The sequence below is a fragment of the Granulicella aggregans genome, assembly GCF_014203275.1.
Taxonomy (GTDB): Bacteria; Acidobacteriota; Terriglobia; order Terriglobales; family Acidobacteriaceae; genus Edaphobacter.
This window is the reverse complement of the sequence record NZ_JACHIP010000001.1, coordinates 381,766-408,370: the sequence shown is the minus strand read 5'-3', so window position 1 is coordinate 408,370 and position 26,605 is coordinate 381,766. Positions and strand designations below refer to the sequence as shown.

23 protein-coding genes are annotated in these 26,605 nt (G+C 59.6%); 19 read left to right on the top strand and 4 right to left on the bottom strand.

Going from position 1 to position 26,605, the window contains the following annotated elements:
- The first annotated feature begins 61 nt into the window (after nucleotides 1–61).
- Genes HDF16_RS01640 through HDF16_RS01630 form a run of 3 tightly spaced genes read left to right on the top strand, consistent with a single transcriptional unit; the run spans nucleotide 62 to nucleotide 2,197 of the window.
- Nucleotides 62–460, top strand: a complete 399-nt coding sequence (locus HDF16_RS01640; RefSeq protein WP_184213430.1) for a DUF6321 domain-containing protein — start codon at nucleotides 62–64, stop codon at nucleotides 458–460.
- A gap of 43 nt (nucleotides 461–503) precedes the next feature.
- Nucleotides 504–1,202 carry a molybdenum cofactor biosynthesis protein gene (locus tag HDF16_RS01635; RefSeq protein ID WP_348641211.1) on the top strand — a complete coding sequence of 233 codons (699 nt, stop codon included), beginning with the start codon at nucleotides 504–506 and terminating at the stop codon, nucleotides 1,200–1,202.
- Nucleotides 1,199–2,197 carry a VWA domain-containing protein gene (locus HDF16_RS01630; protein ID WP_184213428.1) on the top strand — a complete coding sequence of 333 codons (999 nt, stop codon included), beginning with the start codon at nucleotides 1,199–1,201 and terminating at the stop codon, nucleotides 2,195–2,197. Before HDF16_RS01635 ends, HDF16_RS01630 begins: the two co-directional genes overlap by 4 nt.
- Nucleotides 2,198–2,208: 11 nt before the next feature.
- On the opposite strand, the gene HDF16_RS01625 is transcribed toward HDF16_RS01630, so the two are convergent.
- Nucleotides 2,209–2,679, bottom strand: coding sequence for a DUF1810 domain-containing protein (locus HDF16_RS01625; protein ID WP_246408565.1), 471 nt, complete (start codon nucleotides 2,677–2,679; stop codon nucleotides 2,209–2,211).
- A 48-nt stretch (nucleotides 2,680–2,727) separates the two neighbouring features.
- Between HDF16_RS01625 and HDF16_RS01620 the strand changes: the two genes are divergently transcribed.
- The 5 genes from HDF16_RS01620 to HDF16_RS01600 all read left to right on the top strand — a co-directional run bounded on the left by HDF16_RS01620 (nucleotide 2,728) and on the right by HDF16_RS01600 (nucleotide 7,876).
- A complete protein-coding gene (locus HDF16_RS01620; protein ID WP_184213427.1) occupies nucleotides 2,728–3,603 on the top strand; it encodes an inositol monophosphatase family protein in 876 nt (291 codons plus the stop codon).
- A 45-nt stretch (nucleotides 3,604–3,648) separates the two neighbouring features.
- Nucleotides 3,649–5,100, top strand: coding sequence for a hypothetical protein (locus HDF16_RS01615; protein ID WP_184213426.1), 1,452 nt, complete (start codon nucleotides 3,649–3,651; stop codon nucleotides 5,098–5,100).
- A gap of 88 nt (nucleotides 5,101–5,188) precedes the next feature.
- On the top strand, nucleotides 5,189–5,449 hold the full coding sequence (locus HDF16_RS01610) for a 4Fe-4S dicluster domain-containing protein (protein ID WP_184213425.1): 261 nt from the start codon (nucleotides 5,189–5,191) through the stop codon (nucleotides 5,447–5,449).
- Nucleotides 5,450–5,534: 85 nt separating this feature from the next.
- Nucleotides 5,535–6,287 (top strand): DNA repair protein RecO, encoded by a 753-nt coding sequence (recO, locus tag HDF16_RS01605; RefSeq protein WP_184213424.1) that lies wholly within the window; start codon nucleotides 5,535–5,537, stop codon nucleotides 6,285–6,287.
- Nucleotides 6,284–7,876: a hypothetical protein gene (locus HDF16_RS01600; RefSeq protein ID WP_184213423.1), complete on the top strand. Its 1,593-nt coding sequence runs from the start codon at nucleotides 6,284–6,286 to the stop codon at nucleotides 7,874–7,876. Before recO ends, HDF16_RS01600 begins: the two co-directional genes overlap by 4 nt.
- A gap of 2 nt (nucleotides 7,877–7,878) precedes the next feature.
- Here the strand turns inward: HDF16_RS01600 and HDF16_RS01595 are convergent, their stop codons facing one another.
- Entirely contained in the window at nucleotides 7,879–9,504 is a 1,626-nt protein-coding gene (locus HDF16_RS01595) for a hypothetical protein (protein ID WP_184213422.1), read from the bottom strand.
- Between the two features lie 105 nt (nucleotides 9,505–9,609).
- On the opposite strand from HDF16_RS01595, the gene HDF16_RS01590 reads away from it, so the two are divergent.
- Together HDF16_RS01590 and glyS are read left to right on the top strand one after the other, a co-directional pair.
- Nucleotides 9,610–10,572 (top strand): glycine--tRNA ligase subunit alpha, encoded by a 963-nt coding sequence (locus tag HDF16_RS01590; RefSeq protein WP_184213421.1) that lies wholly within the window; start codon nucleotides 9,610–9,612, stop codon nucleotides 10,570–10,572.
- A 91-nt stretch (nucleotides 10,573–10,663) separates the two neighbouring features.
- Nucleotides 10,664–12,745: a glycine--tRNA ligase subunit beta gene (glyS, locus tag HDF16_RS01585; protein ID WP_184213420.1), complete on the top strand. Its 2,082-nt coding sequence runs from the start codon at nucleotides 10,664–10,666 to the stop codon at nucleotides 12,743–12,745.
- Nucleotides 12,746–12,815: 70 nt separating this feature from the next.
- On the opposite strand, the gene HDF16_RS01580 is transcribed toward glyS, so the two are convergent.
- Together HDF16_RS01580 and HDF16_RS01575 are read right to left on the bottom strand one after the other, a co-directional pair.
- Nucleotides 12,816–13,370 carry a hypothetical protein gene (locus tag HDF16_RS01580; RefSeq protein WP_184213419.1) on the bottom strand — a complete coding sequence of 185 codons (555 nt, stop codon included), beginning with the start codon at nucleotides 13,368–13,370 and terminating at the stop codon, nucleotides 12,816–12,818.
- Nucleotides 13,371–13,609: 239 nt separating this feature from the next.
- The gene (locus tag HDF16_RS01575; protein WP_184213418.1) at nucleotides 13,610–14,272 is read right to left on the bottom strand and encodes a hypothetical protein; all 663 of its coding nucleotides are present in this window, start codon (nucleotides 14,270–14,272) and stop codon (nucleotides 13,610–13,612) included.
- A gap of 104 nt (nucleotides 14,273–14,376) precedes the next feature.
- Between HDF16_RS01575 and HDF16_RS01570 the strand changes: the two genes are divergently transcribed.
- The 9 genes from HDF16_RS01570 (at nucleotide 14,377) to HDF16_RS01530 (ending at nucleotide 26,586) form a co-directional block, all read left to right on the top strand.
- On the top strand, nucleotides 14,377–16,884 hold the full coding sequence (locus HDF16_RS01570; RefSeq protein WP_184213417.1) for an LptA/OstA family protein: 2,508 nt from the start codon (nucleotides 14,377–14,379) through the stop codon (nucleotides 16,882–16,884).
- A 2-nt stretch (nucleotides 16,885–16,886) separates the two neighbouring features.
- The gene (gene lptB / locus HDF16_RS01565) at nucleotides 16,887–17,615 is read left to right on the top strand and encodes an LPS export ABC transporter ATP-binding protein (RefSeq protein ID WP_184213416.1); all 729 of its coding nucleotides are present in this window, start codon (nucleotides 16,887–16,889) and stop codon (nucleotides 17,613–17,615) included.
- A 204-nt stretch (nucleotides 17,616–17,819) separates the two neighbouring features.
- Nucleotides 17,820–19,646, top strand: coding sequence for an RNA polymerase factor sigma-54 (gene rpoN, locus HDF16_RS01560; RefSeq protein WP_184214141.1), 1,827 nt, complete (start codon nucleotides 17,820–17,822; stop codon nucleotides 19,644–19,646).
- Nucleotides 19,647–19,699: 53 nt separating this feature from the next.
- On the top strand, nucleotides 19,700–20,353 hold the full coding sequence (gene hpf, locus HDF16_RS01555) for a ribosome hibernation-promoting factor, HPF/YfiA family (RefSeq protein WP_221312421.1): 654 nt from the start codon (nucleotides 19,700–19,702) through the stop codon (nucleotides 20,351–20,353).
- Between the two features lie 80 nt (nucleotides 20,354–20,433).
- On the top strand, nucleotides 20,434–21,414 hold the full coding sequence (gene rapZ / locus HDF16_RS01550; RefSeq protein WP_184213414.1) for an RNase adapter RapZ: 981 nt from the start codon (nucleotides 20,434–20,436) through the stop codon (nucleotides 21,412–21,414).
- Nucleotides 21,415–21,424: 10 nt separating this feature from the next.
- Nucleotides 21,425–21,874, top strand: coding sequence for a GNAT family N-acetyltransferase (locus HDF16_RS01545; RefSeq protein ID WP_184213413.1), 450 nt, complete (start codon nucleotides 21,425–21,427; stop codon nucleotides 21,872–21,874).
- A gap of 88 nt (nucleotides 21,875–21,962) precedes the next feature.
- Nucleotides 21,963–23,816 (top strand): ABC transporter ATP-binding protein, encoded by a 1,854-nt coding sequence (locus tag HDF16_RS01540; RefSeq protein WP_184213412.1) that lies wholly within the window; start codon nucleotides 21,963–21,965, stop codon nucleotides 23,814–23,816.
- Nucleotides 23,813–24,733 carry a YicC/YloC family endoribonuclease gene (locus HDF16_RS01535; protein ID WP_348641210.1) on the top strand — a complete coding sequence of 307 codons (921 nt, stop codon included), beginning with the start codon at nucleotides 23,813–23,815 and terminating at the stop codon, nucleotides 24,731–24,733. The genes HDF16_RS01540 and HDF16_RS01535 overlap by 4 nt, the downstream gene beginning before the upstream one ends.
- A gap of 56 nt (nucleotides 24,734–24,789) precedes the next feature.
- Entirely contained in the window at nucleotides 24,790–26,586 is a 1,797-nt protein-coding gene (locus HDF16_RS01530) for a glycoside hydrolase family 13 protein (protein WP_184213411.1), read from the top strand.
- Nucleotides 26,587–26,605 lie beyond the last annotated feature (19 nt).

Sequence of the window (26,605 nt, the reverse complement as noted above, 5' to 3'; positions counted from 1 at the left end):
AGTTTCGGATCGCATCGAAGGGCTGAAGTGGAGCGGTTCAGTTCACGGAGGCGATGGAGACATGGCGACTAAGAAAGCAGCGACAAAGAAGACAGCGGGGAAGAAGGCCAGTTCGAAGAGGGCTTCGGTTTCGATTAAGAAGGAAGGTAAAGACCCTAAGGGTGGCCTGACTCAGGCCGGACGCGATGCCTACAACAAGAAGACGGGAAGCAACCTGAAGCCGGGAGTGAAGGGAGCGGCGGACACTCCGGAAAAGAAGAGGCGGAAGGGATCGTTTCTGACGCGGCACTTCACGTCTCCGCGTGGCCCGGTGGTAAAGAACGGGAAGGCGACGCGGCAGGCGCTCCAGGCGGCGGCGTGGGGCGAGCCCGTACCAAAGACGGAGGCGGATGAGAAGAAGCTGGCGGCGAAGGGACGGAAACTGTTGGAGGAGTATCACGGCGAGAAGGGTGACTCGTAGGGCCAATAGGAAAGCCGTTTGCCCGCAAGGGTATTCTGGTGATGTGCGGATTCGACTGCTTTATTTCGGGATATTGAAGGACACTCTTGGACAGGAGCGGGAGTCGCTGGAACTCGGCGATGCGGCTACGGTGGAGGATGTGGTTCGCCTTCTACGGGCACGTGCGTCTAACGGGAGTGATGCGATATGGCATTCCATGGCGGTCGCGGTGAACCGGGAGTATGCAGGCTCTGCGACCGTGCTGCGCGATGGTGACGAGGTTGCGTTCCTGCCGCCGGTCAGTGGAGGAGCGGGAGTGAAGGTCGCGCTGCAGCGGGAAAAGATCGACAGCGAAGAGGTTGTCGCGGCGCTGAAGGCGGGCGAGGATGGGGCGCTCGTGGTCTTCGACGGCATTGTGCGCAACAACACCCGCGGTAGAAAGACGATGTATCTCGTCTATGAAGCCTACGAAGATATGGCGCTGGAGCAGATGCGAGGTTTGGCGAACCAGACTCTGGGGAAGTTTGCGGTAAGAGATGTGGCGATCGTGCACAGGCTAGGGAAGCTCGAAGTTGGCGAGAGCAGTGTGCTGATCGCGGTGGCTTCGGCACATCGCGGGGCGGCGTTCGAGGCATGTCGATGGGTGATCGACACGCTGAAGAAGACGGTGCCGATCTGGAAGAAGGAGCATTTCGTCGATGGCGCTGTGTGGGCCGATGGCGAGCCGTTTCCGGATGAGATTTCTACGGTGGCGCTGGGATGAAGCTCGCGGCGGTAATGGTTGGATTGAGTTTCTTAGCCGGGCAGGCTCCTGTGGAACGACGGCCGCCGATGCAGACGCTGAAGGTTCAGACGCGGCTGGTCAACATTCCTATGAATGTGGAGGACGGGCATGGCGCGCCTATCGCAGGCCTAACAGTAGACGACTTCTCGCTTGCCGAGGACGGTAAGCCGCAGAAGATCGCGTTGTTCGAGCGCTCCACAACCACACCACTTTCTATTGTGCTTGCCATCGACGCCAGCGAAAGTGTGTTGCGCGACGAGAACTTGGAGCGCAGCGCTGCGAAACACTTCATCAAGGCGCTGCTGCGCGAGCAGGACGAGCTTGATTTGATGGACTTCTCTGACACCGTACGCGAGATCGTGCCTTTCACCAACGATCAAAAGCGCATCGATGCTGGGCTAGGTAACCTGCAGCGTGGAGACGCGACGGCGCTCTATGACGCGATCTACCTGGCATCGCAACGGCTGGGAGAGACACATAAGGAAGTCCTGGCGAAGAAGAAGGGCAGTCGCACGAATGCGGCACCGGTTGACGATGCCGATTCGGCTGCCATCCGTCGCCGGGTGATCGTGCTGATCACCGACGGGACCGACACAGTGAAGGGCTCGCGCTACACGCAGGCGATGGAGCAGGCGCAGCGTGCGGGCGCGATGGTTTACTCGCTGATTATCGTGCCAGTCTATGCGGATGCCGGTCGCAATACCGGTGGCGAACACGCGTTGATCCAGATGGCGGAAGATACGGGCGGGAAGTACTACTACGTCTCCGACCCGCGCGATCTTGAACCGGCGCTTAGGCGGGTCTCGGATGATTTGAGGACGCAGTATTTGTTGGGATACTACGCGCCGCCTCGGGATGAAGAGCGCGATGCGGATGTGAAGCTGCATGCGGTTTCGGTCAAGCTGAAGGATGCGGGGTTGGCGGAGAAGAGCGAACTGAGGTATCGGAAGACTTACTACGATGAAGGGCGCTAGGGATGCCTCAGCTACTTTGCCCCAAGCAGTTCCAATGTGCGCGGATCGACGCGTCCGTCGAAATATCTCTGAAGCACGTCCTTGAACAGAGCGTTCTGTCCGGAGGTCTGGGCGAAGAGGGTCATCGACGATCTCAGCTTGAGGTCGTCGGGCGAGCCGAAGATCTGGCTGATGGACCTTCCTTCGATCTGCATAAGAAGTTCGCAGCACTCACGCAGCCTTGGCCCGAGCATGGGATGTTCCAGGTACGCCTCGGCTTCCTGAAAGGATGAGATTGCGAAAAAGATCGATGTCTCCGTGTGCCCTAGCCCACGAATCTGCGGGAAGATGAACCACATCCAGTGACTGGACTTCTGGCCTGCGCGAAGCTCACTGGTCACGCGCTCATAGATGCCGTTCTGGGCATCGAGGAATCGGTTGAGGTTATAAGGATCGGAGCTGTTCATGGCTTCATACGCGGTTGAGGGAATCGTTCGCAACATCCCTAAGGGTACGCCTGGCGGTAGACTTGAGTGGAGGAAACGCGGTCTATGAGGAAGTTTGAGTTTGCGCACGTTGCCGAAGGAATCGCTCGTCAGGCCGGAGCACTGCTGCGAGGGTTTTACGAGAAGGGCGTGACCGCCGAGTACAAGGGCGACGTCGACCTGGTGACCGAGGCCGACCGCGCCAGCGAACAGTTGATCGTGTCGAAGTTGAAGGCGGCATTCCCGGAGCATGGAATCTATGGCGAGGAGGGGACGCGGGAGCATTTGGAGAGCGAGTACCGCTGGTATGTCGATCCGCTGGATGGGACGACCAACTTTGCGCATGGATTTCCTTCGTTCTGCGTAATTCTGGGGCTGGAACACCGACCGCTGGGTCTGTCCGATGAGGCTGACGGGGAGATTGTGGCGGGCGTTGTCTACGATCCTCTGCGCGACGAGATGTTTGTCGCCGAAAAGGGCCGGGGTGCTTGGCTGAACGGGCGGCAGATCAAGGTGTCGAAGATCGCGACGTTGGCGGAATCGCTGACAGCGACCGGGTTTCCCAGTCAGAAGCGCCATGAGAATCCGAACGTTCACTTCTATCAGCAGATCACGCTGCGATCGCACGGTGTGCGGCGGGCTGGGTCGGCTGGGCTTGATCTGGCCTATGTGGCTTGCGGGCGGCTGGATGGCTACTGGGAGTTCAAGCTGAATCCGTGGGACACGTCTGCCGGGATGCTGCTGGTGCAGGAGGCGGGCGGGACGATCACGCACTTCGACGGCGGGAAGTTCACGCTGGACAGCCGCGAGGTGCTGGCGACGAACGGCCTCATCTTCCCGGAGATGAAGCATATCTTCACCGAGATGTTCGCGGGGCGAGATCTGGAGCGGATTCCGACTCCGGCAGAGTTTGCGGCGAAGCGGGCTGCGGCAGCGAAGTAGACGGTCTGGCGCGCGGGCGAGTCTAAGTGCAAAGGGTGAGTGGATATGAAGCGCTTCTCTCCGATTGCTGCGGGCGTTGTGCTGCTGGCGCTGATTGCGAGCGGAGAGCGGGGGTATGCGGCAGTTGGGTCTGAGACTTCACCTGCGGGGAAGAAGTTTGAGCAGGCCGTGGAGCGGACGGGGAACCTTCATCTCCCTCTAAACCGGGCGTACTTGTACCGGCAGGCGGCGGGCGCGGTGGCGCAGCGAGACAAGGCTGAGGCGGTAGGTTTGCTGAAGCGGGCGTTGTCGGATATCGACGCTGCGGAGGTCGCGGCGCGAGCGGCGGCTACGGTTGATGACGCGGTGTTGCGACAGCTTGAGATGGGGCGGCGGTCGACGATTTTGCAGGTGCTGCGGATCGATTCCGGGGAGACGCTGCGGTTGCTCGCCGCTCCGCAGACGGCGGATGGCGACATGGAGCTGCAGCGGCAAGTCTTCGACCGGGTTGCGTCGGACCGCGCATCTGCAAAGGGTATCGATCTTGTTCGCGATGCTGCGGCACGGAAGCTGGAGTTTGGGGTGACCCCGGCAGTGGTGGCTGGCTATGACATGCTGCGGAGGCGCGACGCCGGGGCGGCGAAGTTGTTCGGAGCGGCGATTGTCTTCCGGCTGAAGACAATCGATCCGGCGAGCGATCCGCTGGCTGTGACCTCGGCATTCGCGCTGCTGAAGCTGCAGAAGGGGGATGGCGGGCGGCGCGAGTCGAAGGTAAATCTCAGCGCTTCGGCATTGGAGGCGGATTCGTTGACGACGTTGTATACGTTCATCGGGGACGCATTTCTGGAGGAGCAGGATCCGACGGTGCTGGCGTTGACGGAGAAGCCGACGGAGTACATGCAGGCGATGCAACAGTATGCCCCGGAGAAGGCGGATGAGTTGACGCAGGCGTTGGCTGCGGCATCAACAGCGGCTGCCACTGCGGCCACTTCAGCCGCAAAGACGGCGGTAGACGCGGAGCAGCCGACGGCGGAGGAGAAGGCGCAGCTCGAAGCGGCGCGGGCTCAGGTTCAGGCCCGGTTGGCGGCGCAGATAAGGGAGACATACGCGCATACAAGGCAACTGTCACAGAAGATCGGGCAGACGAGTTTGAGTGGGGAAGAACGCGATAACGCGGTGTTTGCGGCGGTGGAAGAGGCGAACCGGTCGCTGTCGCTGGGACGGGCGCTGGCCAAGGACCTTGAGCCTGAGGCGTTCAACAATGGGGAACTGGAGTTTTATGGATTCGGCCAGTTGAACGGAGTTGTCGATTCGGTGTCGTCCATTTTGCAGCGTTACGCGCTGGACCATCCAGGGGTAGCGGAGGATGCGGCAAGCAGGCTTGACGGGACGGAAGTACAGACCGAAGTGGAGTTGCAGATAGCAATTCGCGAGATGAACGGACGCGTTGGCTTTTCCGGAGACCGTGACGGCCGCAGACACCGCATGCAGGATGACGTGGAACGGCCGACCCTGTGAGACGCTTCCGGGCGAGGGAATTCGCTCATAGTGAGTCTGCTGCTAGAATCGAGGAGCGGGATTTCAAACGACATTAGGAGAAGATCGAATGGCATACGTAATCGCAGAACCGTGCATCGGAACGAAGGACTCAGCGTGCGTCGACGCATGCCCGGTGGACTGCATCCACCCTAAGAAGGACGAGACTGGTCATGGCGAAGCCGAGCAGCTCTTCATCGACCCCGTTGAGTGCATCGACTGCGGCGCTTGCGTTCCCGTTTGTCCGGTCTCGGCGATCTATGCCGGTGACGATCTTCCGGAGAAGTGGGCAAGCTACCAGGAAAAGAACGCAGAACACTTCGGACGCTAACCGTACCGGTTGGATATTAAAAGCGCGCGCAGCCTTCGGGTTGCGCGTCGCTGTTTCTGTTGATGAGGGAGCAGAGGCATAGGGAATGATCCAGAGAGTGGGCGAGGCGATTGTGCTGCGAAGCTGGCCCTTCCTGGAGGCCGACCTGATCGTGAGCCTGTTTACGCGGGAGCAGGGACGGGTGAAGGGTGTAGCGCGTCATGCAATGCGGTCGCGGCGGCGGTTTGGCGGTGCTCTCGAGCCGATGACCTATGTTCGGGCCACCTATGCTGAGCGGCCAAAGCAGGAGCTAATGCGGCTGGATGCGTTCGAAATCATTTCTTCGCCGTTGTCGCGACCTGTGGATTACGCACGGACTGCGGCCCTGCAACTGGTGTCCGAGGTGATCGAAGAGGCGCTGCCGGAGCAGGCCCCGGAGGATGCTGTCTTTCGGCTGGCACTTTCGGTGATGGAAGAGCTGCAAGTGGGATGGGTGTGGCTGCCGGTGACCTACTTCGCGCTATGGATGAATCGCCTCATGGGATGGATGCCGGAGCTTGGGCATTGCGTCGTGTGCGGCGAATACCTGCGTGGACAGACCTTGTATTACTCGGCAACGAGCGATGGAATCACCTGCGCGGACGACCGGAGACCCGGAGCGGTTGCGCTTTCGGCAGGATCGGCTGCGCTGGCGGAGAGGATCTTCCGCGCTCCTCTAAGCACATTTCGCGGAGAGAATTTCCCCAAGGCATGCGCGGCTGATCTGCGGCGGTTCGCGCTGGAACTGCTGGAACGACATCTGGAGCGACGGCTAGCGAGTGCGCGAACGCTTGAGCGGATAAGGATGGAGAAGAGTTGAACCGGCACGGCTATGCTCTCTCCGCGACTGCCGAACAGGTCATTGAGCGCGGCCTGTGTCTCTGGCTGCTTGCCCTGGTCGCCACGTTTGTCTTGATCACCCGCCATTGGCCGATGGCCGGGGACGCGACGTTCATGCACTATGTGATCTTCCTGATGAAGCATGGAATGGTCCCTTATCGCGACATCGTCGATATGAACCTCCCGGGTTCTTACCTGCTCGAAGGGGCGGAGATGCGACTGCTGGGGCCAGGCTCCATCGGCTGGCGTCTGTATGACTTTGCGTTGATGCTATTGGCCTCGGTTTCACTCCTAACGATCCTCCGCCGGGAGGGAGGTCTGGCCGGCATTCTGGCCGCCGCGCTGTTTGTCCTGATCCACGGAAGAGACGGCATTCTCATGTCCGGCGAGCGCGACTTCGCCGGGGCTGTGCTGCTGCTTGCGGCGGTTGCATGCCTGTTTGCGGCGATGCGACTGCAACGCATCTCTGCGGTCGCTATGGCGCTCGGCGCGGGTTTCGGGGCGCCGCTGAGCCTTGCCTGCTGTATTAAGCCGACGTTCATCCCGATGGTAATCTGTCTTCTGATCTGGACAGAGTGGATGCGGCGGGAGCGCTCGCAGTCCGTGACCCGGGTGTTTGTGCCGATCGCAACGGGGCTGCTACTTCCGGTGTTTGGATGCTTTGATTTTCTGCTCCGCGAAGGTGCTCTCCTGGGATTTTCGAGCGAAATGCACGGGCTTATTCCGTACCACGCGTCGATCGATCCGCGGAGCTTTGGCTATCTTCTGGACAACTGCCTTTCGCCAGTAGCTGGGCTGTTCTTTCTCTGGTTGCTCGCAGCCTGGATGCTGCGAAAGCAGTCATCCAATCCTGAACGTACCGCGCTGATCTTCTGCGCCGTATGCGGCCTGCTCTCGTACTTGCTACAGCGAAAGGGGTTCTGGTACCAGCGTTATCCCCTGCTGGCATTTCTGCTGCCGGTCTTCATGATCGACTTCAGCAGGCTGGTGAAGGACCGGTCGTGGCCGCGCTTAATTGGGATTGCAGGCTTCGTCTTTGGCATTGTGCTGGCGAGTTTGTGCGTGGTTCGCCTGGCAGGTTTCGAGCGCGCCGAGCCTCAGCGGCCTCTTCTGAACGATCTCTCGGCGTTTGGACCGCCGTCGAGTCTCTCCGGCCATGTGCAGTGCATGGACACGATAGGCGGTTGCCTGGACGCGCTCTACGCTGGCGGGATTGTGCAGAGCACCGGATTTCTCTATGACTGCTACCTGCTGGGCGGGCGGGGTGCGGACCGAAACGGAGTCGTGATTGACGATCTGCGCCGTCACTTCTGGCAGGAGATGGCGCTTGACCCGCCGCGATTGGTTGTTGTGACAGACTCGGTCTGCTACGAGGGTGCGCGGAGCTTCGACAAGTATGCGCGATGGCCGGAGTTTCAGAGCTATCTAGCGTCAAACTTTGACATGGTGAAGCAGAGCGGTCCACAAGCGCCAACCCACTATTGGAGCCGGCTGCTGACTCCGTATGGCTACCGCATCTATATGAGGCGTACGGACAAGGGCAGCACCGCGGCGATCATGGCGCGGTGACGCTACCTTTGCACCTGATCGTGAAGTTTTTCCAAATTCAAGGATTGTTCGGGTTCGATTCCATGATGCTGTTGCAGGATCTGGGCGATCTCCCCATGCAGAGGCGAATCGGTGCGCACCAGCCAGCACTCCCGGTCACCCTCGCCGTACTGCCAATGCTTCCGCTGACGGTAGAACTCTGAACCGTAGGATGTGAGCCATAGCTCGTAGTGGGCTTGAGCGGCTCCGAAGACGAGATTGCGCGTAAGGTGCTGCCATGTACGGGCGGTGTAGTTAGACGAGGAAGGTGATGCGACACAACTCTCAGTCCAGTCGGGATGGAAGACGATCAGGTCAGGCGCAAGTGCGACTACGTCTGAGCTCTGGAAGAAGCGGTGGGCGAACGTTGGCGTATTCAACCCCCAGGCATCGTAGGTCGTCCAGCCTGAGAAGTAGGGAAGAAAGCCAGCCTCCGAGGTGAGGATGGTGCCTCGTACCGGGAGCCTGCCGAGAGCTTCGGAGATTGCCTTCACCTCTGTGAATTGGCCATCGCGGAAGGTTCGAATCTCTCGCCATTGTGGACCCCCCAAGAGAACCAGCCATGCGATAAGACCTGTGCGGAGTACGACCACCTGGCTCGTTGAAAGCTCAACCCAGTTGAGGGCAAGGAGGATGGCCGCAAAAAGAGGAATGTAGAAGAAGAAGCGTCCGCCGACGTTCTGATCCAGTCGCATGGCCCAGTAGAAGAGGGTCGGGCAGAGGACGAGCGGGATCGTCAGCCAAAGGTGCTTTGCCCGGCGCAGGATCAGCAGCGGCGCGATCAGGATGGCTGCGAACTCGAGATAGACAAGGCTGTCGTGAATGGACTTTGGCACGAACAGACCGGCAAATCGGGGCGTATCGGATTTGACCAGGAATGGCAGCGGCAAGAACTCCCCGAAGTAGTGCCAGCGCCACAGAAAATAGAGCACCCCCGGAACGACAAAGAAGCCACCGATAACTGCTGAAGAGCGCCCTCGCGACGGACTCTGCACAATGAGCCCGGCGAGGAGGGGAGCAACGAAGAGAACTCCATCCGGTCGAAAGAGGCATAGCGCGAGCGCGAAGAGTGCGGCGGGCGCGACGCGGCCTTTCACCGTACAAAACACCAGCGCGGTCAGCAGCGCGGCATCAGTCAGGACGGCAAATCCGGATGCTGCCGCAAGGATTTGAGGGACCAGCGCGATCGATCCTGTAATGAGCAGCAGGCGGCGCACCGTGAGCCGAAGGTCCGCGAGCCTCAGGAGCAATGCCGCAATCGTCAATATGGAGACGACGTTGAAGAGCGTAGTCGTCCACAGAGGAGCGAGCCCCACTCGCATCCCAGCAGCAACCAGCGCCATCCATGCAAAATCCGTCGCTCCTTCTACGCGTGGCCCATTCGCCAGAAAGGTGATAGCGCCATGCGAGGCAAGGTTGCGGCTGTATTGGAACAGGATGGCGGCGTCTTCCGCAGGCAGGAAGTGAAGCGGAACCAGGACGATCAAAATGAGCGCTACGCCGCCAAGCGCAGTAAGCAAAAGGATAAGAGTCTGGTCGAAGATCGATTTTGAGGGCGGTGACTCGAGTTCTGCCCTCGCACTTGTGATCGTTCCCAGTCCTTCACTCATCCCTCAATCTTCGCACGCACCTCTACGCGGAAGGCAGAGCAGGAAGGCACCGCGGCACGATAGAATCAAGGGATTCTGAAGTTTTGAGAGAGATGTACGCGACGCATGAGTGCAATCGTTGAAAAGAAACAAGCGCTGACGTTTCAGGAGCTGTTGTTTACGCTGCAGAAGTTCTGGGCGGACCAGGGGTGCGTGCTGCAGCAGCCCTACGATATTGAGGTCGGCGCGGGCACCATGTCGCCGGACACCTTCCTGCGCGTTCTCGGGCCGAAGCCGGTGCGGATCGCCTATGCACAGCCCTCGCGGCGGCCAGCCGATGGGCGCTACGGCGAGAACCCAAACCGGCTCTTCAAGCACACGCAGCTGCAGGTAATTCTGAAACCGCCACCGGTGCGGATTCAGGAGCGGTATCTGGAGTCGCTGGAGGCGATAGGGATCGACCTCAGCGAACACGACATTAAGTTCGAAGAGGACAACTGGGAGTGGCCGGTTGGCGGCGCATGGGGTGTCGGGTGGCAGGTGATGCTCGATGGCCTCGAGATCTCGCAGTTCACCTACTTCCAGCAGTGCGGCGGCATGGACCTCGACCCGATCTGCGGCGAGATTACGTATGGGCTGGAGCGCATCGCGGGCTTCCTGCAGGATGTCGACTCGATCTACGACATCGTGTGGGCGGTTGAGCCGGACACGGGTAAAAAAGTGACCTATGGCGACATGCGTTTGCCGGAGGAAGAGCAATATTCGGCGTATGGGTTCGATTACGCGAATGTGGCTTCGCTCTGGGCGCATCTGGATCTCTACGAGAAGGAGTGCCTTGGGCTGCTGGAGCAGGCTAAGCTGCTTGATGCGGATGAGAGTGCCGATGCGTTGAAGATCAAGCGATTCCCGGTGTTGGGAGCGTATGAGCTGGCGCTGAAGTGTTCGCACCTGTTCAATCTTCTGGATGCGCGGGGAGCGATCTCGGTGACCGAGCGCGTGGGCGTGATGGCGCGGATTCGCAACCTCGTAGTGGGCGTTGCCAAGGCTTATGCGGCGCAGGGACAATCGCTCGCCACGAAAGTCACCTAACCACATACCTTGTCATCCTTCGCGAAGCGGAGGATCTGCTTCTTCTTTTGCATTTGTCCGTTTCGCACCAGTACTGAATTGAGTAAAGAAAATGTCTGAATTCCTATTTGAGATTGGTCTTGAAGAAGTTCCCGCCCGAATGATCGCCTCTGCGGAAGCGGAGCTTGCTCGTCGCGTGACGACGCTGCTGGAGCGCGAGCGGTTGATCATTGCCGGTGCGGAAGTGAAGAGTTATTCGACGCCTCGCAGGCTTGCGGTGCTGGTGTCCGGCGTTGCAGCGAAGCAGGAAGACCTGGCCGAAGAGATGCTTGGCCCTTCCGCGAAGATTGCCTACAAAGATGGTGTGGCAACCCCTGCTGCTGTGGCCTTCGCGAAGAAGGCGGGCGTTACGGTCGAGGCGTTGAAGACGGTCGAGACGCCGAAGGGCGAGTACCTTGCTGCCACCTCGCTGAAGCCAGGACGCACGGCGGCGGAGGTGATCGCCGAAGCTCTGCCGAAGGAGCTTGCGGGCATCTATTGGGCGAAGAACATGTACTGGCGACCGGGCAAGTCGGAGCGCTTCGTGCGGCCGGTGCGCTGGATGGTGGCGCTGCTCGATGACGCGATTGTGCCGGTGGAGTTCGCTGGATATACGGCGTCGAACGCGACCTATGGCCACCGCGTGCTGGCAGGACCGAATGCGATCACGCTCGCGCAGCCTGTTGAATACGCTGCGACGCTGGAGAAGGCGTTTGTGCTCGCAGATGTTGAGGCGAGGCGGCATAAGATTCGCAAGGCGCTCGACCATGTTTGCCGCACGCTTCCAAATACACGCTGGCGTGAAGATCATGAATTGGTGGATAAGATGACGCACCTGACGGAGTGGCCGTCGGTGATTGCGGGTGGGTTTGAGGTCGAGTATCTGACGCTGCCGGAAGAGGTGCTCGTCACCGTAATGCGCGACCACCAGAACTACTTCGCGGTCGAGTCGGCGGATTGCAAACTGGCACCGCACTTTCTAGCGGTGCTGAATACGGTTGCCAAGCCCGAGGGCGAGGCGGTCATTCGTCATGGCAACGAGCGCGTGCTGCGGGCGCGGTTCAACGACGCTCGGTTCTTCTGGGAGTTTGACCAGCGTGTTCCGCTCTTGGAGCGGGTTGAGCTGCTGAAGAAGGTCACCTTCCAGAAGGAACTTGGGAGCTACGCGGCCAAAAGCGAGCGCGTTAGTGAACTTTGCAAGCGGCTGGCAAATTTAGTCATTCAGCGGCTTATGGATCTTGAGTACAACGCTCTCTTGGACGCCGCTTCTCTCGCTAAGACCGACCTTACTTCCGAGCTTGTGAAAGAGTTCACCGAGCTCCAAGGCATCGTCGGCGGCCTCTACGCCCGCGCTCAGCGGTTTAGCCCTGTAACTGCCGACGCCATCTACGATCACTATCTCCCCACATCGATGGATTCGCCCATCCCACGCACCGTCGAAGGACAGATTCTAGCCCTCGCTGACAAAGCAGACACCATCGCCGGCATGTTCTCCCTTGGCCTGGAACCCACTGGTTCAAAAGATCCCTTTGCCCTCCGTCGCGCTGCGAACGGCATCGTGAAGATTCTTGCGGAGAGCAAACTGCCACTCACGCTGAGCGAGATCGCGCTTTGCTCAGCATCTGATGCTGTAAAACCTCGCATTATCGCTTTCTTTGCGGAACGTGTAGATTTTTATCTTCGCGAGGCGCGTGGCCAAGCGTATGACGTTGTAAAGGCCGTACTCGCCGTCGGCGGCGACGATGTTCGCGATGCCATCGCCCGTGCAGAGGCCGTGACCGGTGCTCGCTCCTCAGCCGACTTCGCAGCCATCTCGGCCGCATTCAAACGCATGAAGAACATCCTTGCGCAGGCGAGCGAAGTTAAGATGCAGGACGTTGATTTGGCACTTCTTAATGCTCCGGAGGAGAAGGCGTTAGCGGAACGTTCTGCTGTGGTTGCGGCTTCGGTTGAAGCTCTGCAAGACGAGAGGCGCTACGACGAGTCTCTTGTAGAGATTGCCTCGCTTCGGCCGCAGGTGGATGCGTTCTTCGATGCTGTGATGGTGATGGCTCCGGAGCCGGAGATTCGCGCAAATCGGCTGGCGCTGCTCGCTCGGATCACCGGCGATTTTTCGCGGATCGCGGATTTTTCGGAGATTGTGGTCGCGGGGTAGAAGCGGCGCTGAAACGAGTGATGCCCCCATCCATCGCGTGAAGCAAAGGCGCGATGGATGGGGCATCAGGCTATACGGGTTTCAAGGAGCAGGTGAATGCCGGTAAGTCCATTCCCAGATATTGGCCGGCGCTTACCAGTGTCGATCGATATTCGGAACCGGCGGGGCCGTTCCAGTAGCTGCAATGCAAATGGTTGTCGACGATCTGAAACTTCGTGCCGTAGTGGTCGCCCCTGTAAAGCCATCCTGTGGCTTTGCAATCGAGATGATAGCTACTATTCGAATCGTCATCCTTGATATGCCACGTGGACCATCCGTCTTTATCCGGAGGTCCCAGATAGAACTTCAGTGCGTTTGAGCCCGGCCCGCCCTTCACGAAGACGACATAGTCCCAAAAGGACGTGGACGCATTGACACCTACTGGGTAGGTGTATCCGCTAACGAGATTGCCCTTATCGTCTTTCCATTCGGCCTGGAGATAGTACATCGCCACGGCGGTTGTCTTCTGTTCTTCCCCGGCGGGGCGGGGTAGGGGAGCGGAGGTGGGGATGAAGGGCTGGTCGTCGATTGACGGGCCTTCAAGGGTTCTGACAAGTTCCGGAGTTGCTTCCACGACGTTTGACATATGTTTCTCCTTTTCTCTGTGTGACTAATGAGGAGGCCCACTGCAGGCAGAAGTATTAGCCCTTCTTCGGTAACTGTCAAGGGGGAACGAAAGTAACTTTCGTTGCAACAAGAAACACTGGAACTGTTCGATGGATTGTCGTCGCAGACGGTCGCTGCTGGGGTCGTTCTCTGTCCGCACCAGTCGGAGCAATGGCCCGGAGTTAGAATGACGACTCCCTATTCGAGGCGAAGAGAGGACTAATTGACCCGCTGGAGCCGGTCGATCAGCTTCTGCACCAGCGGCTCGCCGGACTCGGTCCAGAGCAGGCGGCTGGAGATGCCGCAGTGGCGTTCGACCAGTAGCGTGAAGGCCAGCAGCATCTCGACGTTCTTCTGGATGTAAGTCGCGGCGGCATCGCTGTTCGCGGTCGAACTCTCAGCAGCTTCGAGAACCTCATCGTCGAGTATCCACGGGGTGTCCAGGCCGAAGTCGACGCGGATATGGCCGTTCTGGTCGAAGCTGGCGTCGTCGAACTGGGGGCCGAAGCCCATGATCCGGACCGTGGAAGGCTGTTCTTTCCACACAGCTTCGAGGCCTTCTTCGGTATCTTCGATCGTCGGTGACCAGAGGTTCCACTTCATCTCGAACTCGTAGGCCATGTCTTCGTAAAGCTGCTCGGTCGCCTCAGCGACAGCGTTTTCGATGCTGGACTCTTCACCCGTCTCGCTGCGGTCGTCGTTGACGTAGAGGCGCTGGTAGGTGGGCGATTCGGTGAAGCCTAGCGGATAGGCGGAGGCGGCTGCGACACGCTTGTCGCCACTGACGGTGGCGAACTGGCGCAGCACGCCTGCCAGTGTTTCGGGAAGCGTGGCGAAGCGGAAGTTTGGGAACCAGAGACTGAGATAAAGCTGATCTGCCATTATTCGATCCTAATCTTTAAACGCACTCTTTTAGATGCGCGACCGCTGGTTTGGACGCTGCCGACCGGGCTGCGACCGGAGGGTGAGAAGATAGAAGCATAGCGATGCGCACCTCAGTAGAACGATTGCGAATAGGGTTGCTGGTGGGCGCGGGCCTGTTGGTTCTGGTGATCGCGGCGTTTCTCGGGTATGCGCGGTACCGGGTGGGTAAGGTGATCGCGGACCTGCCGGGTAAACTGGGCGCGACGGTCACCAAAGAGTTCAACGGATATACCTACTCGCAGTCTGACGGCAAACGGACAATCTTCACCATCCATGCCGCAAAAGCGATGCAGCATAGCGACGGAAAGTTGACGCTACACGACGTCAGCATGATCCTCTACGGGCACAGTGGCGACCGGGCGGACCGTATCTCCGGAGACGACTTCGAATACGACACCAAGGCGCAGGTGGTGACGGCGATCGGAGTCGTACATCTAGACCTCGATGCTTCGGCTCCTACTGGCGATCCCAACAGCGATGCGAGGAAGCACCTCTCTGGTCCGGCTCAGTCGGGTCACGACGACGCGACGCTTGGTGGCCATGTCATTCATGTGAAGACCAGCGGCCTGGTCTATACGAAGCAGACCGGGGTCGCGACGACCGACCAGGGGCTGGAGTTTGCGTTTGGTGGATACACCGGACATGCGGTTGGTGCGGTGTACAACTCATCCACCGGGCAAGTCGTGCTGCAATCGGCGATCACTCTCAGCGGCGTGGACAAGGGGCGACCGATCTCGCTGCGAGCGTCGCACGGAGAGCTTGATCGGACAGCGCGGAGAGCGGATTTCAGAGACGCAAGATACAGCTCGGCAGGGCAAGTGGCACAGGCCGACATGGCACAGATCCACCTTCGTGAGGACAACAGCGTCGAGCGGATAGACTGCATGAACAACGTCGCGCTTGAAGACGGCGTCCAGGGAAAAGTGAACTCCCAGCGCGCCGAGATCTCGCTCTCCGCGACGAATCGCCTGAAGGCGGCGGTGCTGACCGGTGGCGTACGCTTCGATCAGCAGAGGCCGGAGCGGCAGGCGCAGGGCGAGTCGGAGCGGGCCAATCTGGAGTTCGACGAGCATGGAGATCTCAGCCACGCGGTAATGCAGGGTCGGGTGAAGACAGTCGAGCATCTGCGTGCGTCTGAGGCGAATGCCGCAAGTCCGGAACGGACACTGGCCAGTGACGCGCTAGAGGTGTGGCTTGCTTCGGCGGGTGTAGGCGCGCGGTCACAGGTGCGGGATATGAAGGCGACGGGGTCGGTGTCGATGTTGACGGCAGGCGGACGCAGCGCCTCCGATGCCGCCGCGAGAAAGTTCTCGGGCGACCTATTGACGGCGCATATGGTGCCAGTCAACGGGAGTCCGGAGATCTCAACCGTGCATGGCAGCGGGCACACGGCGATCGAGCAGAAGGGTGCAGATGGAATCTTCCAGAAGAGCACCGGCGATACGCTGGACGCGATATTTCACCAGATCGCGGGCGCTGTAGGGAAGAGCAGCCCAGAGCTTGCCAGCGCGATCCAGCAGGGTGGCGTTGCGATCGAGCGTACTGTGCCCGCTAAGGTTGCTGGAGCGGCCTCTGACGTACAGCACGCTACCGCGCAGAAGGCTGCCTTCGATGCTGCGACGAATCACCTAACGCTGACGGGCGATGTCGCGATGAACGATCCGGGGCGACAGATCTTGGCAGCGAAGGTGGTGATTGCGCAGGGCTCGGGTGATGCGACGGCTGATGGCGGAGTTAAGGCGACCTATCAGCAGGCGGGATCGGCTGAACCGGCGCATGTGCTCGCGGCGCGAGCGGAGTTGAGCCGTTCCTCTGGCAAAGCCGTCTTCTATGGGCGTGGACCCTCGGGGGCTGGAGCGGCTCGCTTGTGGCAGGCAGGCACTGGAGGGCAGGGAGGCTCTCAGGTCGAGGCTCCCGTGCTGGTGTTTGAAGAGACGGGCGGGAGCGACAAAGACAAGTCGCGCAAGGAAAGCCGTTTGACCGCGCGGGCGGAGACTGCTGGGACTTCGGGCATGGTCCACGCGGTTCTCGCCGAAGGCAACGCCAGCAAAGGCGGTGGTGCGAAGCCTGCGGGACAGTTGGCGAAGACTTCAGGCACCGGCGTAGCGCGGATCGTGAGCAGCGAGATGGTGTACTCCGATTCGGAGAAGAGAGTGGACTTCACCGGCGGGGTCCGGATGATCGATGGTTCGGGCGAGGTCAAGGCACTGAGCGCGGTGGTCTATCTCGCAGCAGCCACACCTTCTTCGCCGGGCGCCAGCAGCCACGCTGCAACCGCAGGCGGACTGCTGGGTGGAAAGTTGGACAGGATCGTAGCGAACCACCAGATCGAACTGACCCAGCCGGGTCGAAAGGCTACCGGCGATCGTCTTATCTACACGGCAAGCGACCAGATGTTTGTGCTCACCGGGACTGCATCGGCCCCGCCCCGTGTGGTCGATGCGCAGCAAGGCTCGACGACTGGAGCGGCGCTGCGGTTTCATTCAGGGGACAATAATGTCGTGATCTCCGGAACGGACGGCGAGGCTCCAGCGCGCAAGGTGGAGACGGAGACGAGGGTGAAACAGTAGCGATGCGGAGACTGGTTACAGAAGAAATCGGCAAGTCCTACGGCGGTCGCGAGGTCGTGCGCGGCGTCAGCCTGGAGATTCAGCAAGGCGAAGTGGTGGGCTTGCTGGGGCCGAACGGCGCCGGTAAGACGACGAGCTTCTACATGATTGTGGGGCTGGTTCGGCCCGATGCGGGGCGGGTTCTGTGCGACGACAGCGACATCAGCCGGCTGCCCATGTACCTGCGGGCGCGGAACTACGGCATCAGCTATCTGCCGCAGGAACCTTCTATCTTTCGCAAGCTGACGGCCGAGGAGAACATCATGGCCGTGCTGGAGGCGCAGCCGCTTAGCTGGGAGAGTCGCCGTATCCGCACAGACCGGTTGATCGAGCAGATGAACCTGGGCCACGTCCGCAAAACTCGCGGTTATGCGCTAAGCGGTGGCGAGCGCAGGCGTGTCGAGATTGCGCGCTGTCTTTGCATCGAGCCGGCTTTCATCCTGCTGGACGAACCGTTTTCGGGCATCGACCCGATCGCGGTGCTGGATCTGCAGGAGATCATCTTCGGGTTGAAGAAGAGTGGGATCGGTGTGCTGATCACCGATCACAATGTCCGGGAGACGCTCTCCGTCACGGACCGCGCGTACATCATCGCCGAGGGCAAGATCTTCAGGACAGGTACGCCGGGCGAGCTGGGACGTGATCCCGAGGTGAAGAGGATCTACCTGGGCGAGAGTTTTTCGATGGATTAGGTAGCAAGAGGCTCCTGAGAGGAAGGGCTTCCCATATCGGTTCCACACCCGCCTTCGCCGGACAGTTTCTGGCAGCCGAGTGTAGACTGGGGCCAAGCCGGTAATTCAGATATCCGTCGAGGTAATTAGAAGCCGTTGGCAAAGCGGTAGAAGACGGAAACCCCCTATCTGCCGGTCTTGATTCACTCCTGCGAGGGCCTTGATATAGTGCTGCAACCCAAGCTCAACCTGAAGGTCTCGCAAAGACAAGCGCTGACGCCCGGCCTGGTACAGATGGTCAGTGTTCTCGCGCTCAATAAGCTTGAGCTGCGCGAGATGATCAACACTGAGATGATCGAGAATCCGGTGCTTGAGGAGCTTGAAGAGTCCGTCTCGACGCTGGAAGAGCGGTCCGGCCTCGAAGGCGACCGGGAGCGCTCCGCCGAGGAGGTTGCCGCCGAAAGCGAGCGAGTCGAGAAGGACCCGTTCGACGAGATCGACTTTGGCAGCTACTTCCAGGAGTATCTGGATCCCGGCTTCAAGACGGCCTCGAACTTTGAGGAGTATGACAAGCCTTCGTTTGAGAACTTTCTCTCGCAGCCCAGCACGCTTACGGACCACCTGACCTGGCAGCTTGGCTCGCTCCCTCTGACGCCTGCGGTGCGGGCCGCAGCGGACCTGATCATCGGAAACCTGAACGCGGATGGCTACCTAACGGCGACTGATGAGGAGCTGGTGGAGTTTCTTCAGCGGCCAGTGGCCCCGGGACGATTGGAACCCATCTCTATTGAGCGGGGGAAGAAGCACTGGCCAGCGCCAACCGAGACGAGTCCGGCCGAAGACGACAGCGAGGCCGGACTCGAAACTTGGCCGGCGCAGGGCGAAGCGGCCGCTCAGCTTGAGACGAGCGACCTGATCGGCGCGGTGGCAACTGCTTTCGAGAGTGGGACGATTCAGATTGCAGCCTCAGTTCCACAGCACACCGGTGGAGCGTATGACGCCCTTCACGCGGCGCTTGATGTGGTTCACCAGCTTGATCCGATCGGGGTGGGCGCGCGTGATCTTCGCGAGTGCCTCTTGCTGCAGATTGAGGCGCAACAGCGCGAGGCAGGGATCGCGCTGAAGCGCCGTGAGCGCTACGCCCGACAACAGATACTGAACGAAAGGAATGGCTTCGACCTTGATGGGAGCGAAGAGCCGGCGCTCAATGTAGCCGTTGCAGCGGAACCTGCTTCCGGAACCGGCGCAAACGTCTTCGAGATTGCCCTCCATATCGTGTCCCACTGCCTCGCGCTGCTGCAGAAGAAGGACATGCGCGAGTTGACACGAAGCTGCGGCGCTTCAGCTGACAAGGTGCAGGCGGCGGTGGACTTTATCCGCACCCTTGATCCCCGACCGGGCCAGCGCTACAACCACTCGGAGACCCGGCTGATCGAGCCGGACGTCGCCTTCGTAAAGCGCGACGGCGAGTACGTCGTGCTGATGAACGAAGAGGAGATGCCCACGCTGCGGCTGAACCAGGGCTATCGCAAGATGCTGCGTCAGAAACAGACCGAGAAGGACGTTCGCGAGTATGTGAAAGAACGGTATAAGTCCGCTATTCAACTCCTCCGAAATATAGAACAGCGAAAGAACACAATTGTGCGGACTTGCGAAGTCATCGTACGGCGCCAGGCAGAGTTTCTTGAACACGGTGAATCCGCCTTGCGGCCGATGATGATCAAGGAAGTCGCCGAGGAGATTGGCGTCCATCCTTCAACTGTCAGCCGTGCCGTCGCGAACAAATACGTGCATACCACGCAGGGCGTCTACGAGCTTCGCTTCTTCTTCTCCGAGGGCGTGAACGGACCGGAGGGCGGCGATCTTCCGTTGGTCCTGCTTAAGCGTAAGGTTAAAAAGCTGATCGAAGATGAGGACTCTCGCAAGCCCCTTACCGACGATCAGCTCGCGGCTGAGCTGCAGCGCCAGGGCATACAGGTGACACGGCGCACGGTAGCGAAGTACCGCGAAGACATGCAGATTCCCAGCACCCACCAGAGGCGTGTACGTTAGCCTCGTGTGCGGAGTAAAGTACTTTGGCGAGATGTTGAGTTCGCGAGGTGAAGATGGATATCGAGTACACAGGTCGCCAGACCGTTGTAGGGAAGAAACTCAAGACACAATCTGAAGCAGGACTTGCCCGGATAGCCAAGCTGGTGGGTAAGACTGCGAGCGCCCATGTATTTCTGACAACCGACAAGTACCGGAGGATCGCAGAAGTCACGTTGAAGACGCGCAAGCAGAGCATGGTCGCGACATGCGAGTCGGAAGAGATGGAGGCCGCCTTGCACGATGCGCTGGCCAAGCTGGAGAAGCAGGCCATCCGTCACAACCAGAAGAAGACGGCAGAAAAGCGGCATCCGAAGTCGACCGCAAAGGATGCCGAACTGCAAAGCGAGGCAGGCGAGCCGGTGAAGGCGGTTCTGAAGAAGGCGTCTGTGAAGTCTGTCGCTGCAAAGAATGGCAATGGCGCTAACGGAAGCGTGCGCAAGGCGGTGCCGATGGTGGTGCACTCGTTCCCGTCCCGCTCGCCGCTGGTGGAGCCGCACGTGGTGAGGTCGATCGACTCGTCGTCGATGCGGCCGATGTCGCTTGAGGAGGCAGTGAAGGAAGCAGCCTTTCGCGACAAGGACGTCTTCGTCTTCCGCGATCGCGATGCTCAGGTGATGGTGCTGCATCGCAAGCGTGACGGCAAGATGGAGCTGATCATCATTCCGTAGTCGCATCTTCCCCTGCGGAGCAGGCGCGTTGCGACAAGGTTGTAACGCGCCTGCCTGCTAGTGGATGCTAGGATCTCTGGATGCGATCGAAGACTGCTGACAAGTCAGTCAAAGCTGTAGATAAGCGGGACAAAGCGAAGCCGTCACGAGGACCGCGCAAAGTAGCCGCGAAAGGCGCTGCCCCTGCGCCGATCCCGGATCAGTTGGTGATCCTCACTGGAATGTCCGGGTCAGGCAAGCTCTCCGCGCTGAAGGCCTTCGAAGATCTAGGTTTCTATTCTGTCGACAACCTGCCGCTGGAGCTTATTCCCAGGTTCGCGGACCTGGTGCATCAGTCAGCCGCGATCGACCGCGCGGCGTTGGTCGTCGATGTCCGTGAAGGCGCGAAGTTGAACAGCTTCCCGGCGATCCTGAAGCAGGTGCGGAAGGTGCTCGCGACGAAAGTCGTCTTTCTCGAAGCCACGGACGACGTGCTGGTCAGGCGCTTCTCCGAGACTCGCCGGCCACACCCGATGATGGGACGTGGCAACGGAACCGGTGAGACGGTTTTGAAGTCGCTGAAGGCGGAGCGCAAGCGGCTCGACCCGATCCGCAACGTGGCGGACATCACCATAGATACGTCGCGCTTCAATGTGCATGAGCTTCGGGCGCATATCAACGCACAGTTTCAGCGCGGCGACGCTGAACACAACCTCACCATCTCCTCGATCAGCTTCGGCTTCAAGAACGGCGTTCCCGCGGAGGCCGATCTTGTCTTCGATGTTCGCTTCCTGCCCAATCCGCACTTCATTCCGGAGTTCCGGCCTTTGACTGGCAAGCATCCCAAGGTCGCGAAATATGTTCGGCAGTTTCCGCAGACGAAGGAGTTCCTGGACAAGACGACGGACATGCTGACTTTCCTGCTGCCGCACTACATCAAGGAGGGCAAGAGCTATCTGACCGTGGCGTTCGGATGTACGGGCGGGCAGCATCGGTCTGTCTTTATCGCGGAAGAGATGAAGAAGCGGCTAGCTGGCGAAGGATATCGCGTGAAGGCAGCGCATCGGGACATGCCGCGTTAAGGCAACGGATATGGATGGTCTGGCGATTCGTGAAGCGGTGGCGAGCGACGTGGCTGCGATGCTAAAGCTCTATGAGCTTGGCGATCGTGCGAGCGATGAGGCCTTCACGCTTGATGAGGGTGTCGCGCACCTGGAGATGATGCAGCGGAACCCGGCGCTTCGCGTCTATGTGGCGTGCGATGGCGATGTGGTCGTAGGCACTTACGAATTGCTCATCATGGAGAACATGGCCAAGCGCGGGCGCAGGTCGGGCATTGTGGAAGATGTGATGGTGCTGCCGGAGTATCGCGGGCGCGGTGTCGGCAAGGCGATGATGCAGGATGCTATGGACCGGTGCAGCGCTGCGGGCTGCTACAAGCTCACGCTATCGAGCAACCGGATGCGCGAAGGGGCGCACCGGTTCTATGATGCGCTGGGATTTACCCGGCACGGGTATAGCTTCCGGGTGGAGCTAGACTGAGTCGAGCCTCTGCCTTCGCATAGCGCCGTAGAATGGAAGAGATGGAACTATCAATAAAGACCAAGGCATATGGCCGAAGTAGGAGCGCATGAAGCGTATCTGGCGGCTTCTACTCTACGTGCGGCCCTACGCAGTTTACTCGCTGGCGTCTGTCTTGTTGATGGCGACGGTCGGGGCGATGGCTGCGTTGCGAATCCTCCTGGTCAAACCCATCTTCGATCAGGTGCTGAGCCCGGATGCGCCTTACGCCGATGTGCTGAAGTTCCACGTGCCTTACTTCGATCGCGATTTCAGCCTGCGCTTCCTCGTCCCGAGCCACTTTCACAACTCGTGGGACATCGTCGCTTATGCGCTCGTCATGTCGGCGATCATCAAGTCCGTATGCGACTACGCGGGCACCTACATGATCAACTACGCCGGCTTCGGCATGATCACAGACCTGCGCAACGATCTGTACAACGCCGTGCTGCGGCGCTCGGTAGGCTTCTTTCAGAAGCACACCACCGGGACGCTGCTCTCCACGCTCATCAATGACATCGAGCGAGTTCAGACTGCGATGTCCAGCGTGCTCGGTGAATTCCTGCAGCAGACCTTCACGCTGATCTTCATGGCCGTTGCGGTGATCAGCCTGGGCGGCAAGATGGCTTGGATACTGCTGCTGTTCATACCGGTCGTGATCTCGTCCGCTCGAAGAATCGGACGGCAGGTTCGAAGGACGACACGCAAGGGGCAGGACAAGCTTGCGGAGATTCAAAACATCCTGCACGAGACCATTACCGGCAACGGCATCGTGAAGGCGTTCGGCATGGAGCTGTGGGAGATGAATCGCTTCCGTCGCGCGGCCACGCGGCTCTTTCGCGCGAACCTAAAGTCGGTGTCGGTGCAGGCAATCAGCTCGCCGCTGATGGATGCGATTGGCTCGATCGCGATTGCGTTGCTGCTCTTCATCGGCAGGCGGCAGATCATCGCGCACCACATGAAGACGGGCGACTTCATCGCATTTCTCTTCGCGACATTTTCTCTCTACGATCCGGTCCGGAAGTTCGCGATGTTCTACAACTCGTTTCAGCAGGCGCTGGGTGCGAGCGAAGACATCTTCAAGTTCATGGATGCGCAGGACGATGTTCGCGAGAAGAAGCGCGCGCATAAGCTGGAAGACTTCAGAGGCAGCATTGTGTTTGAAGGTGTTGGGTTCGCCTACGAGAGCGAAGGTGAGATCAAGCAGGTGCTCCGCGGCATCGACTTGAACGTGCCGCGCGGCGAGGTGCTCGCTCTTGTCGGACCAAGCGGAGCGGGGAAGTCTTCGCTGGTAAATCTGATTCCGCGGTTCTTCGATGTGAATGAAGGGCGCATTGTGATCGATGGGCACGACCTGCGCGACGTGACGATTGAGAGCTTGCGGCGGCAGATCGGCAAGGTGACGCAAGAAGTCGTGCTCTTCAACGATACGGTCCGCAACAACATTGCGTATGGGCAGCCGGATGTACCGCTGAGCAAGGTGGAAGAGGCGGCGCAGATGGCGCTGGCACACGATTTTATCCTGCGCATGCCAAACGGCTACGACACGGTGATCGGTGAAAAAGGTGTTCGGCTCAGTGGCGGTGAACGCCAGCGGCTTGCAATTGCTCGGGCGATCCTAAAGAACGCTCCGATCCTCATTCTCGACGAGGCGACCTCGGCGCTCGATACCGAGAGCGAGGCGTTTGTGCAGGCGGCGCTCGCGAACCTGATGCAGGGGCGGACGGTGTTCGTCATAGCGCATCGGCTTTCGACGGTGCGAAATGCCACGCGGATCGCGGTGATGGAGCAGGGCAGCATTACCGAGATTGGGACTCACGATGAGCTTCTAGAACTCTCGGGAACGTACCGGCGGCTGCATGACCTTCAGTTCCGCACGGATGCTGCGGAAGGCGATGAAGACTCGGTGGAGGGAGCTGCGTGAGCGAGAAGAAGGGTTTGCCGATCCACTCGATGACCGGCTATGCGAGCCGTCGTGTGGATGCTGAGGAACGGGCAAGTTTTACGATGTCGTTGAAGAGCGTGAACCATCGCTTCTTCGATCTGCAGCTTCGTCTACCGCAGGGATGCGATGCTCTCGAAGGGCAGTTGCGGCGCATGCTGAAGGAGCAGATTCATCGCGGCCATGTGGAGTTTTCGCTCACGCTGGAACGACAGACGCGCACGGGGTTGTACTTCAACGACGAGCAGATTGCCGCATACGTCGCGGCGTTTCGCGACTGCGTAGCGCGGCATGGTCTTGAATCCGAGCCGGACCTGAACGAGGTGCTGCGCGTGCCGGGCATGATGACCAGCACCCAGAGCAACTCGCGCGATGAGGCGGTAATGCTTGAGGCTCCAGTGATGGCGGAGCTGGCATACTTGATCGCCAGCTTCAACGCGGTGCGTGCAGAGGAAGGCTCGGCGCTGGTCGCGGAGCTTCGAGCTTCGATGCAGCGGCTCGATGCTGCTGCCGTCGAGGTGGCGGAGCTTCGCGAGAGTGTGCGAACGGCGAATTACGAACGGCTGCGGGCACGCATTGCGGAGCTGACCGATGGCCTCGGCGTCAGCGAAGACAGGCTGCTTTCGGAGGCTGCATTGATGGCCGATCGCAGCGACGTCGAAGAAGAACTGGTGCGACTGCGGACGCATGTCGCAAGCCTGCTGACGATGCTTGACGAGGGCGGCCCGGTAGGCAAGCGGCTCGACTTTCTCTTGCAGGAGCTGAATCGCGAGGCGAACACTCTACTCTCGAAGACCGGTGGAGCGACGGCGCAGAACGGCCTGCGCATCACAGAGTTGGGCCTCGAGATGAAGGTCGAGATCGAACGTGCACGCGAACAGATTCAGAACCTCGAATAACTGCCAGCGCAACGGCTCCGCAGGTATTATGAGTGCTCGCAGGATGAGGGTAGATCATGGCCAAACGTGTTTTCAAGATTGCGGGAGTTTTCTCGCTTGCGTGTCTTCTAGGTGGATTGAACCAGCCCAATCGGGCGTTGGCGCAGAGCGCGCCGGTCGCTGAGGTCAATGGATACGAGCCGAAGTGGTGGAAAGAGGCCGTCGTCTACCAAATCTATCCGAGGTCTTTCAAAGACTCGAACGGCGACGGCATCGGCGACCTGAACGGAATCACGGAGAAGCTCGACTACCTGCAGAAGCTGGGCGTGAACGTGATCTGGCTGAGCCCGCACTACGACTCGCCGAACGCCGATAACGGGTACGACATTCGCGACTACGAAAAGGTGATGAAAGAGTTCGGCACCATGGCGGACTTCGACCGTATGCTGGCGGGCATCAAGCAGCGGCACATGCGGCTGATCATCGACCTGGTGGTGAATCACACATCTGACGAGCACAAGTGGTTCGTCGAAAGCGCGAAGAGCAAGACCAATCCCTATCGCGACTACTACATTTGGCGCGACGGCAAGCCTAACCCCTCGGCGCCGAATGGCTTCGATCCGCCGAACAATTATCCGAGCTTCTTCTCGGGTTCGGCCTGGCAGTACAGTGCGCCTACGAAGCAGTTTTATCTACATCTGTTCGCGGTGAAGCAGCCGGATTTGAACTGGGACAATCCGAAGGTGCGCGAATCGGTCTATAGCCTCATGCGTTTCTGGCTGGACAAGGGAGTCGATGGCTTCCGCATGGATGTGATTCCGTTGATCTCGAAGCAGCCGGGTTTGCCTGACCTGGTGCCGGGGACGGACTTCGTAAAGCTCTGGGCGAACGGCCCTCATCGCGACGAGTACCTGCAGGAGATGAACAAGAAGGCGCTTAGCCCGTATGACACGATGACTGTCGGCGAGGCGATCGGCATCACGCTTGCCGAAGAGCCCAAGATCATAGATGACAATCGCCATGAGTTGAATCTCGTGTTCAACTTCGACGCGATGCGGATCAGTCGCGGCGACGGTTACTCGGCGCGCAAGTGGACGTTGCCGCAGTTCAAGGCGATCTATACCAACCATGCAAACGTATTGAGCAAAACAAGTTGGGACACGGTCTTCCTCTCAAACCACGATGCTCCAAGGCTGGTCTCGACCTTCGGCGACGACTCGGCGGAGTTTCGCGTCCCTTCGGCGAAGCTGCTGGAGACGATGATTCTTACGCTCCGCGGTACGCCGTTTCTCTATGAGGGCGATGAGCTGGGAATGACGAACTATCCGTTCACCAAGCTCTCGCAGTTCGATGACATCGAAGTGAAGAACGCGTACAAGGCGAAGGTGCTGACCGGCAAGATGAGCGAGGAGCAGTTCGTCGCGGAGGCACATCAGTTTGGCCGAGATAACTCCCGCACGCCGATGCAATGGGATGCGACTTCGAATGGTGGCTTTACGACGGGCGGCAAACCCTGGCTCGCGGTGAATCCGAACTACGCGCAGATCAACGCGGCTTCAGAAGTCGAGGACAAGGATTCTGTCTTCGCGTATACGCAGCAGTTGATCGCGCTGCATCATGCTCATCCGGCGCTTGTCTATGGCGACTATAAGGATCTAGATCCGGAGAACGACAAGGTCTTTGCCTACACGAGAACGCTTGGTGACGAGAGGTTCCTTGTGGTGTTGAACTTCTCTGGGAGTTCCATCGAGTTTGCATGGCCGGATGAAGTCAAGGCTGCGAGGCTCGTACTGGACAATCTGCCCGGCCTGCATGGAACTGGAAAGGGACGGCTGTCGCTGAACCCTTGGGAGGCGCGGATTTATAAGTATTAGTGCGCCCGAGATGGATTCG

Excerpts from the sequence above, each read along its gene's own strand:
- HDF16_RS01640 (WP_184213430.1), top strand. The coding sequence starts at position 62 with ATGGCGACTAAGAAAGCAGCGACAAAGAAGACAGCGGGGAAGAAGGCC.
- HDF16_RS01630 (WP_184213428.1), top strand. The coding sequence starts at position 1,199 with ATGAAGCTCGCGGCGGTAATGGTTGGATTGAGTTTCTTAGCCGGGCAG.
- HDF16_RS01625 (WP_246408565.1), bottom strand. The coding sequence starts at position 2,679 with ATGTTGCGAACGATTCCCTCAACCGCGTATGAAGCCATGAACAGCTCC.
- HDF16_RS01620 (WP_184213427.1), top strand. The coding sequence starts at position 2,728 with ATGAGGAAGTTTGAGTTTGCGCACGTTGCCGAAGGAATCGCTCGTCAG.
- HDF16_RS01615 (WP_184213426.1), top strand. The coding sequence starts at position 3,649 with ATGAAGCGCTTCTCTCCGATTGCTGCGGGCGTTGTGCTGCTGGCGCTG.
- HDF16_RS01610 (WP_184213425.1), top strand. The coding sequence starts at position 5,189 with ATGGCATACGTAATCGCAGAACCGTGCATCGGAACGAAGGACTCAGCG.
- recO (WP_184213424.1), top strand. The coding sequence starts at position 5,535 with ATGATCCAGAGAGTGGGCGAGGCGATTGTGCTGCGAAGCTGGCCCTTC.
- HDF16_RS01595 (WP_184213422.1), bottom strand. The coding sequence starts at position 9,504 with ATGAGTGAAGGACTGGGAACGATCACAAGTGCGAGGGCAGAACTCGAG.
- HDF16_RS01590 (WP_184213421.1), top strand. The coding sequence starts at position 9,610 with ATGAGTGCAATCGTTGAAAAGAAACAAGCGCTGACGTTTCAGGAGCTG.
- glyS (WP_184213420.1), top strand. The coding sequence starts at position 10,664 with ATGTCTGAATTCCTATTTGAGATTGGTCTTGAAGAAGTTCCCGCCCGA.
- HDF16_RS01580 (WP_184213419.1), bottom strand. The coding sequence starts at position 13,370 with ATGTCAAACGTCGTGGAAGCAACTCCGGAACTTGTCAGAACCCTTGAA.
- HDF16_RS01575 (WP_184213418.1), bottom strand. The coding sequence starts at position 14,272 with ATGGCAGATCAGCTTTATCTCAGTCTCTGGTTCCCAAACTTCCGCTTC.
- HDF16_RS01570 (WP_184213417.1), top strand. The coding sequence starts at position 14,377 with ATGCGCACCTCAGTAGAACGATTGCGAATAGGGTTGCTGGTGGGCGCG.
- lptB (WP_184213416.1), top strand. The coding sequence starts at position 16,887 with ATGCGGAGACTGGTTACAGAAGAAATCGGCAAGTCCTACGGCGGTCGC.
- hpf (WP_221312421.1), top strand. The coding sequence starts at position 19,700 with ATGGATATCGAGTACACAGGTCGCCAGACCGTTGTAGGGAAGAAACTC.
- rapZ (WP_184213414.1), top strand. The coding sequence starts at position 20,434 with ATGCGATCGAAGACTGCTGACAAGTCAGTCAAAGCTGTAGATAAGCGG.
- HDF16_RS01545 (WP_184213413.1), top strand. The coding sequence starts at position 21,425 with ATGGATGGTCTGGCGATTCGTGAAGCGGTGGCGAGCGACGTGGCTGCG.
- HDF16_RS01540 (WP_184213412.1), top strand. The coding sequence starts at position 21,963 with ATGAAGCGTATCTGGCGGCTTCTACTCTACGTGCGGCCCTACGCAGTT.
- HDF16_RS01530 (WP_184213411.1), top strand. The coding sequence starts at position 24,790 with ATGGCCAAACGTGTTTTCAAGATTGCGGGAGTTTTCTCGCTTGCGTGT.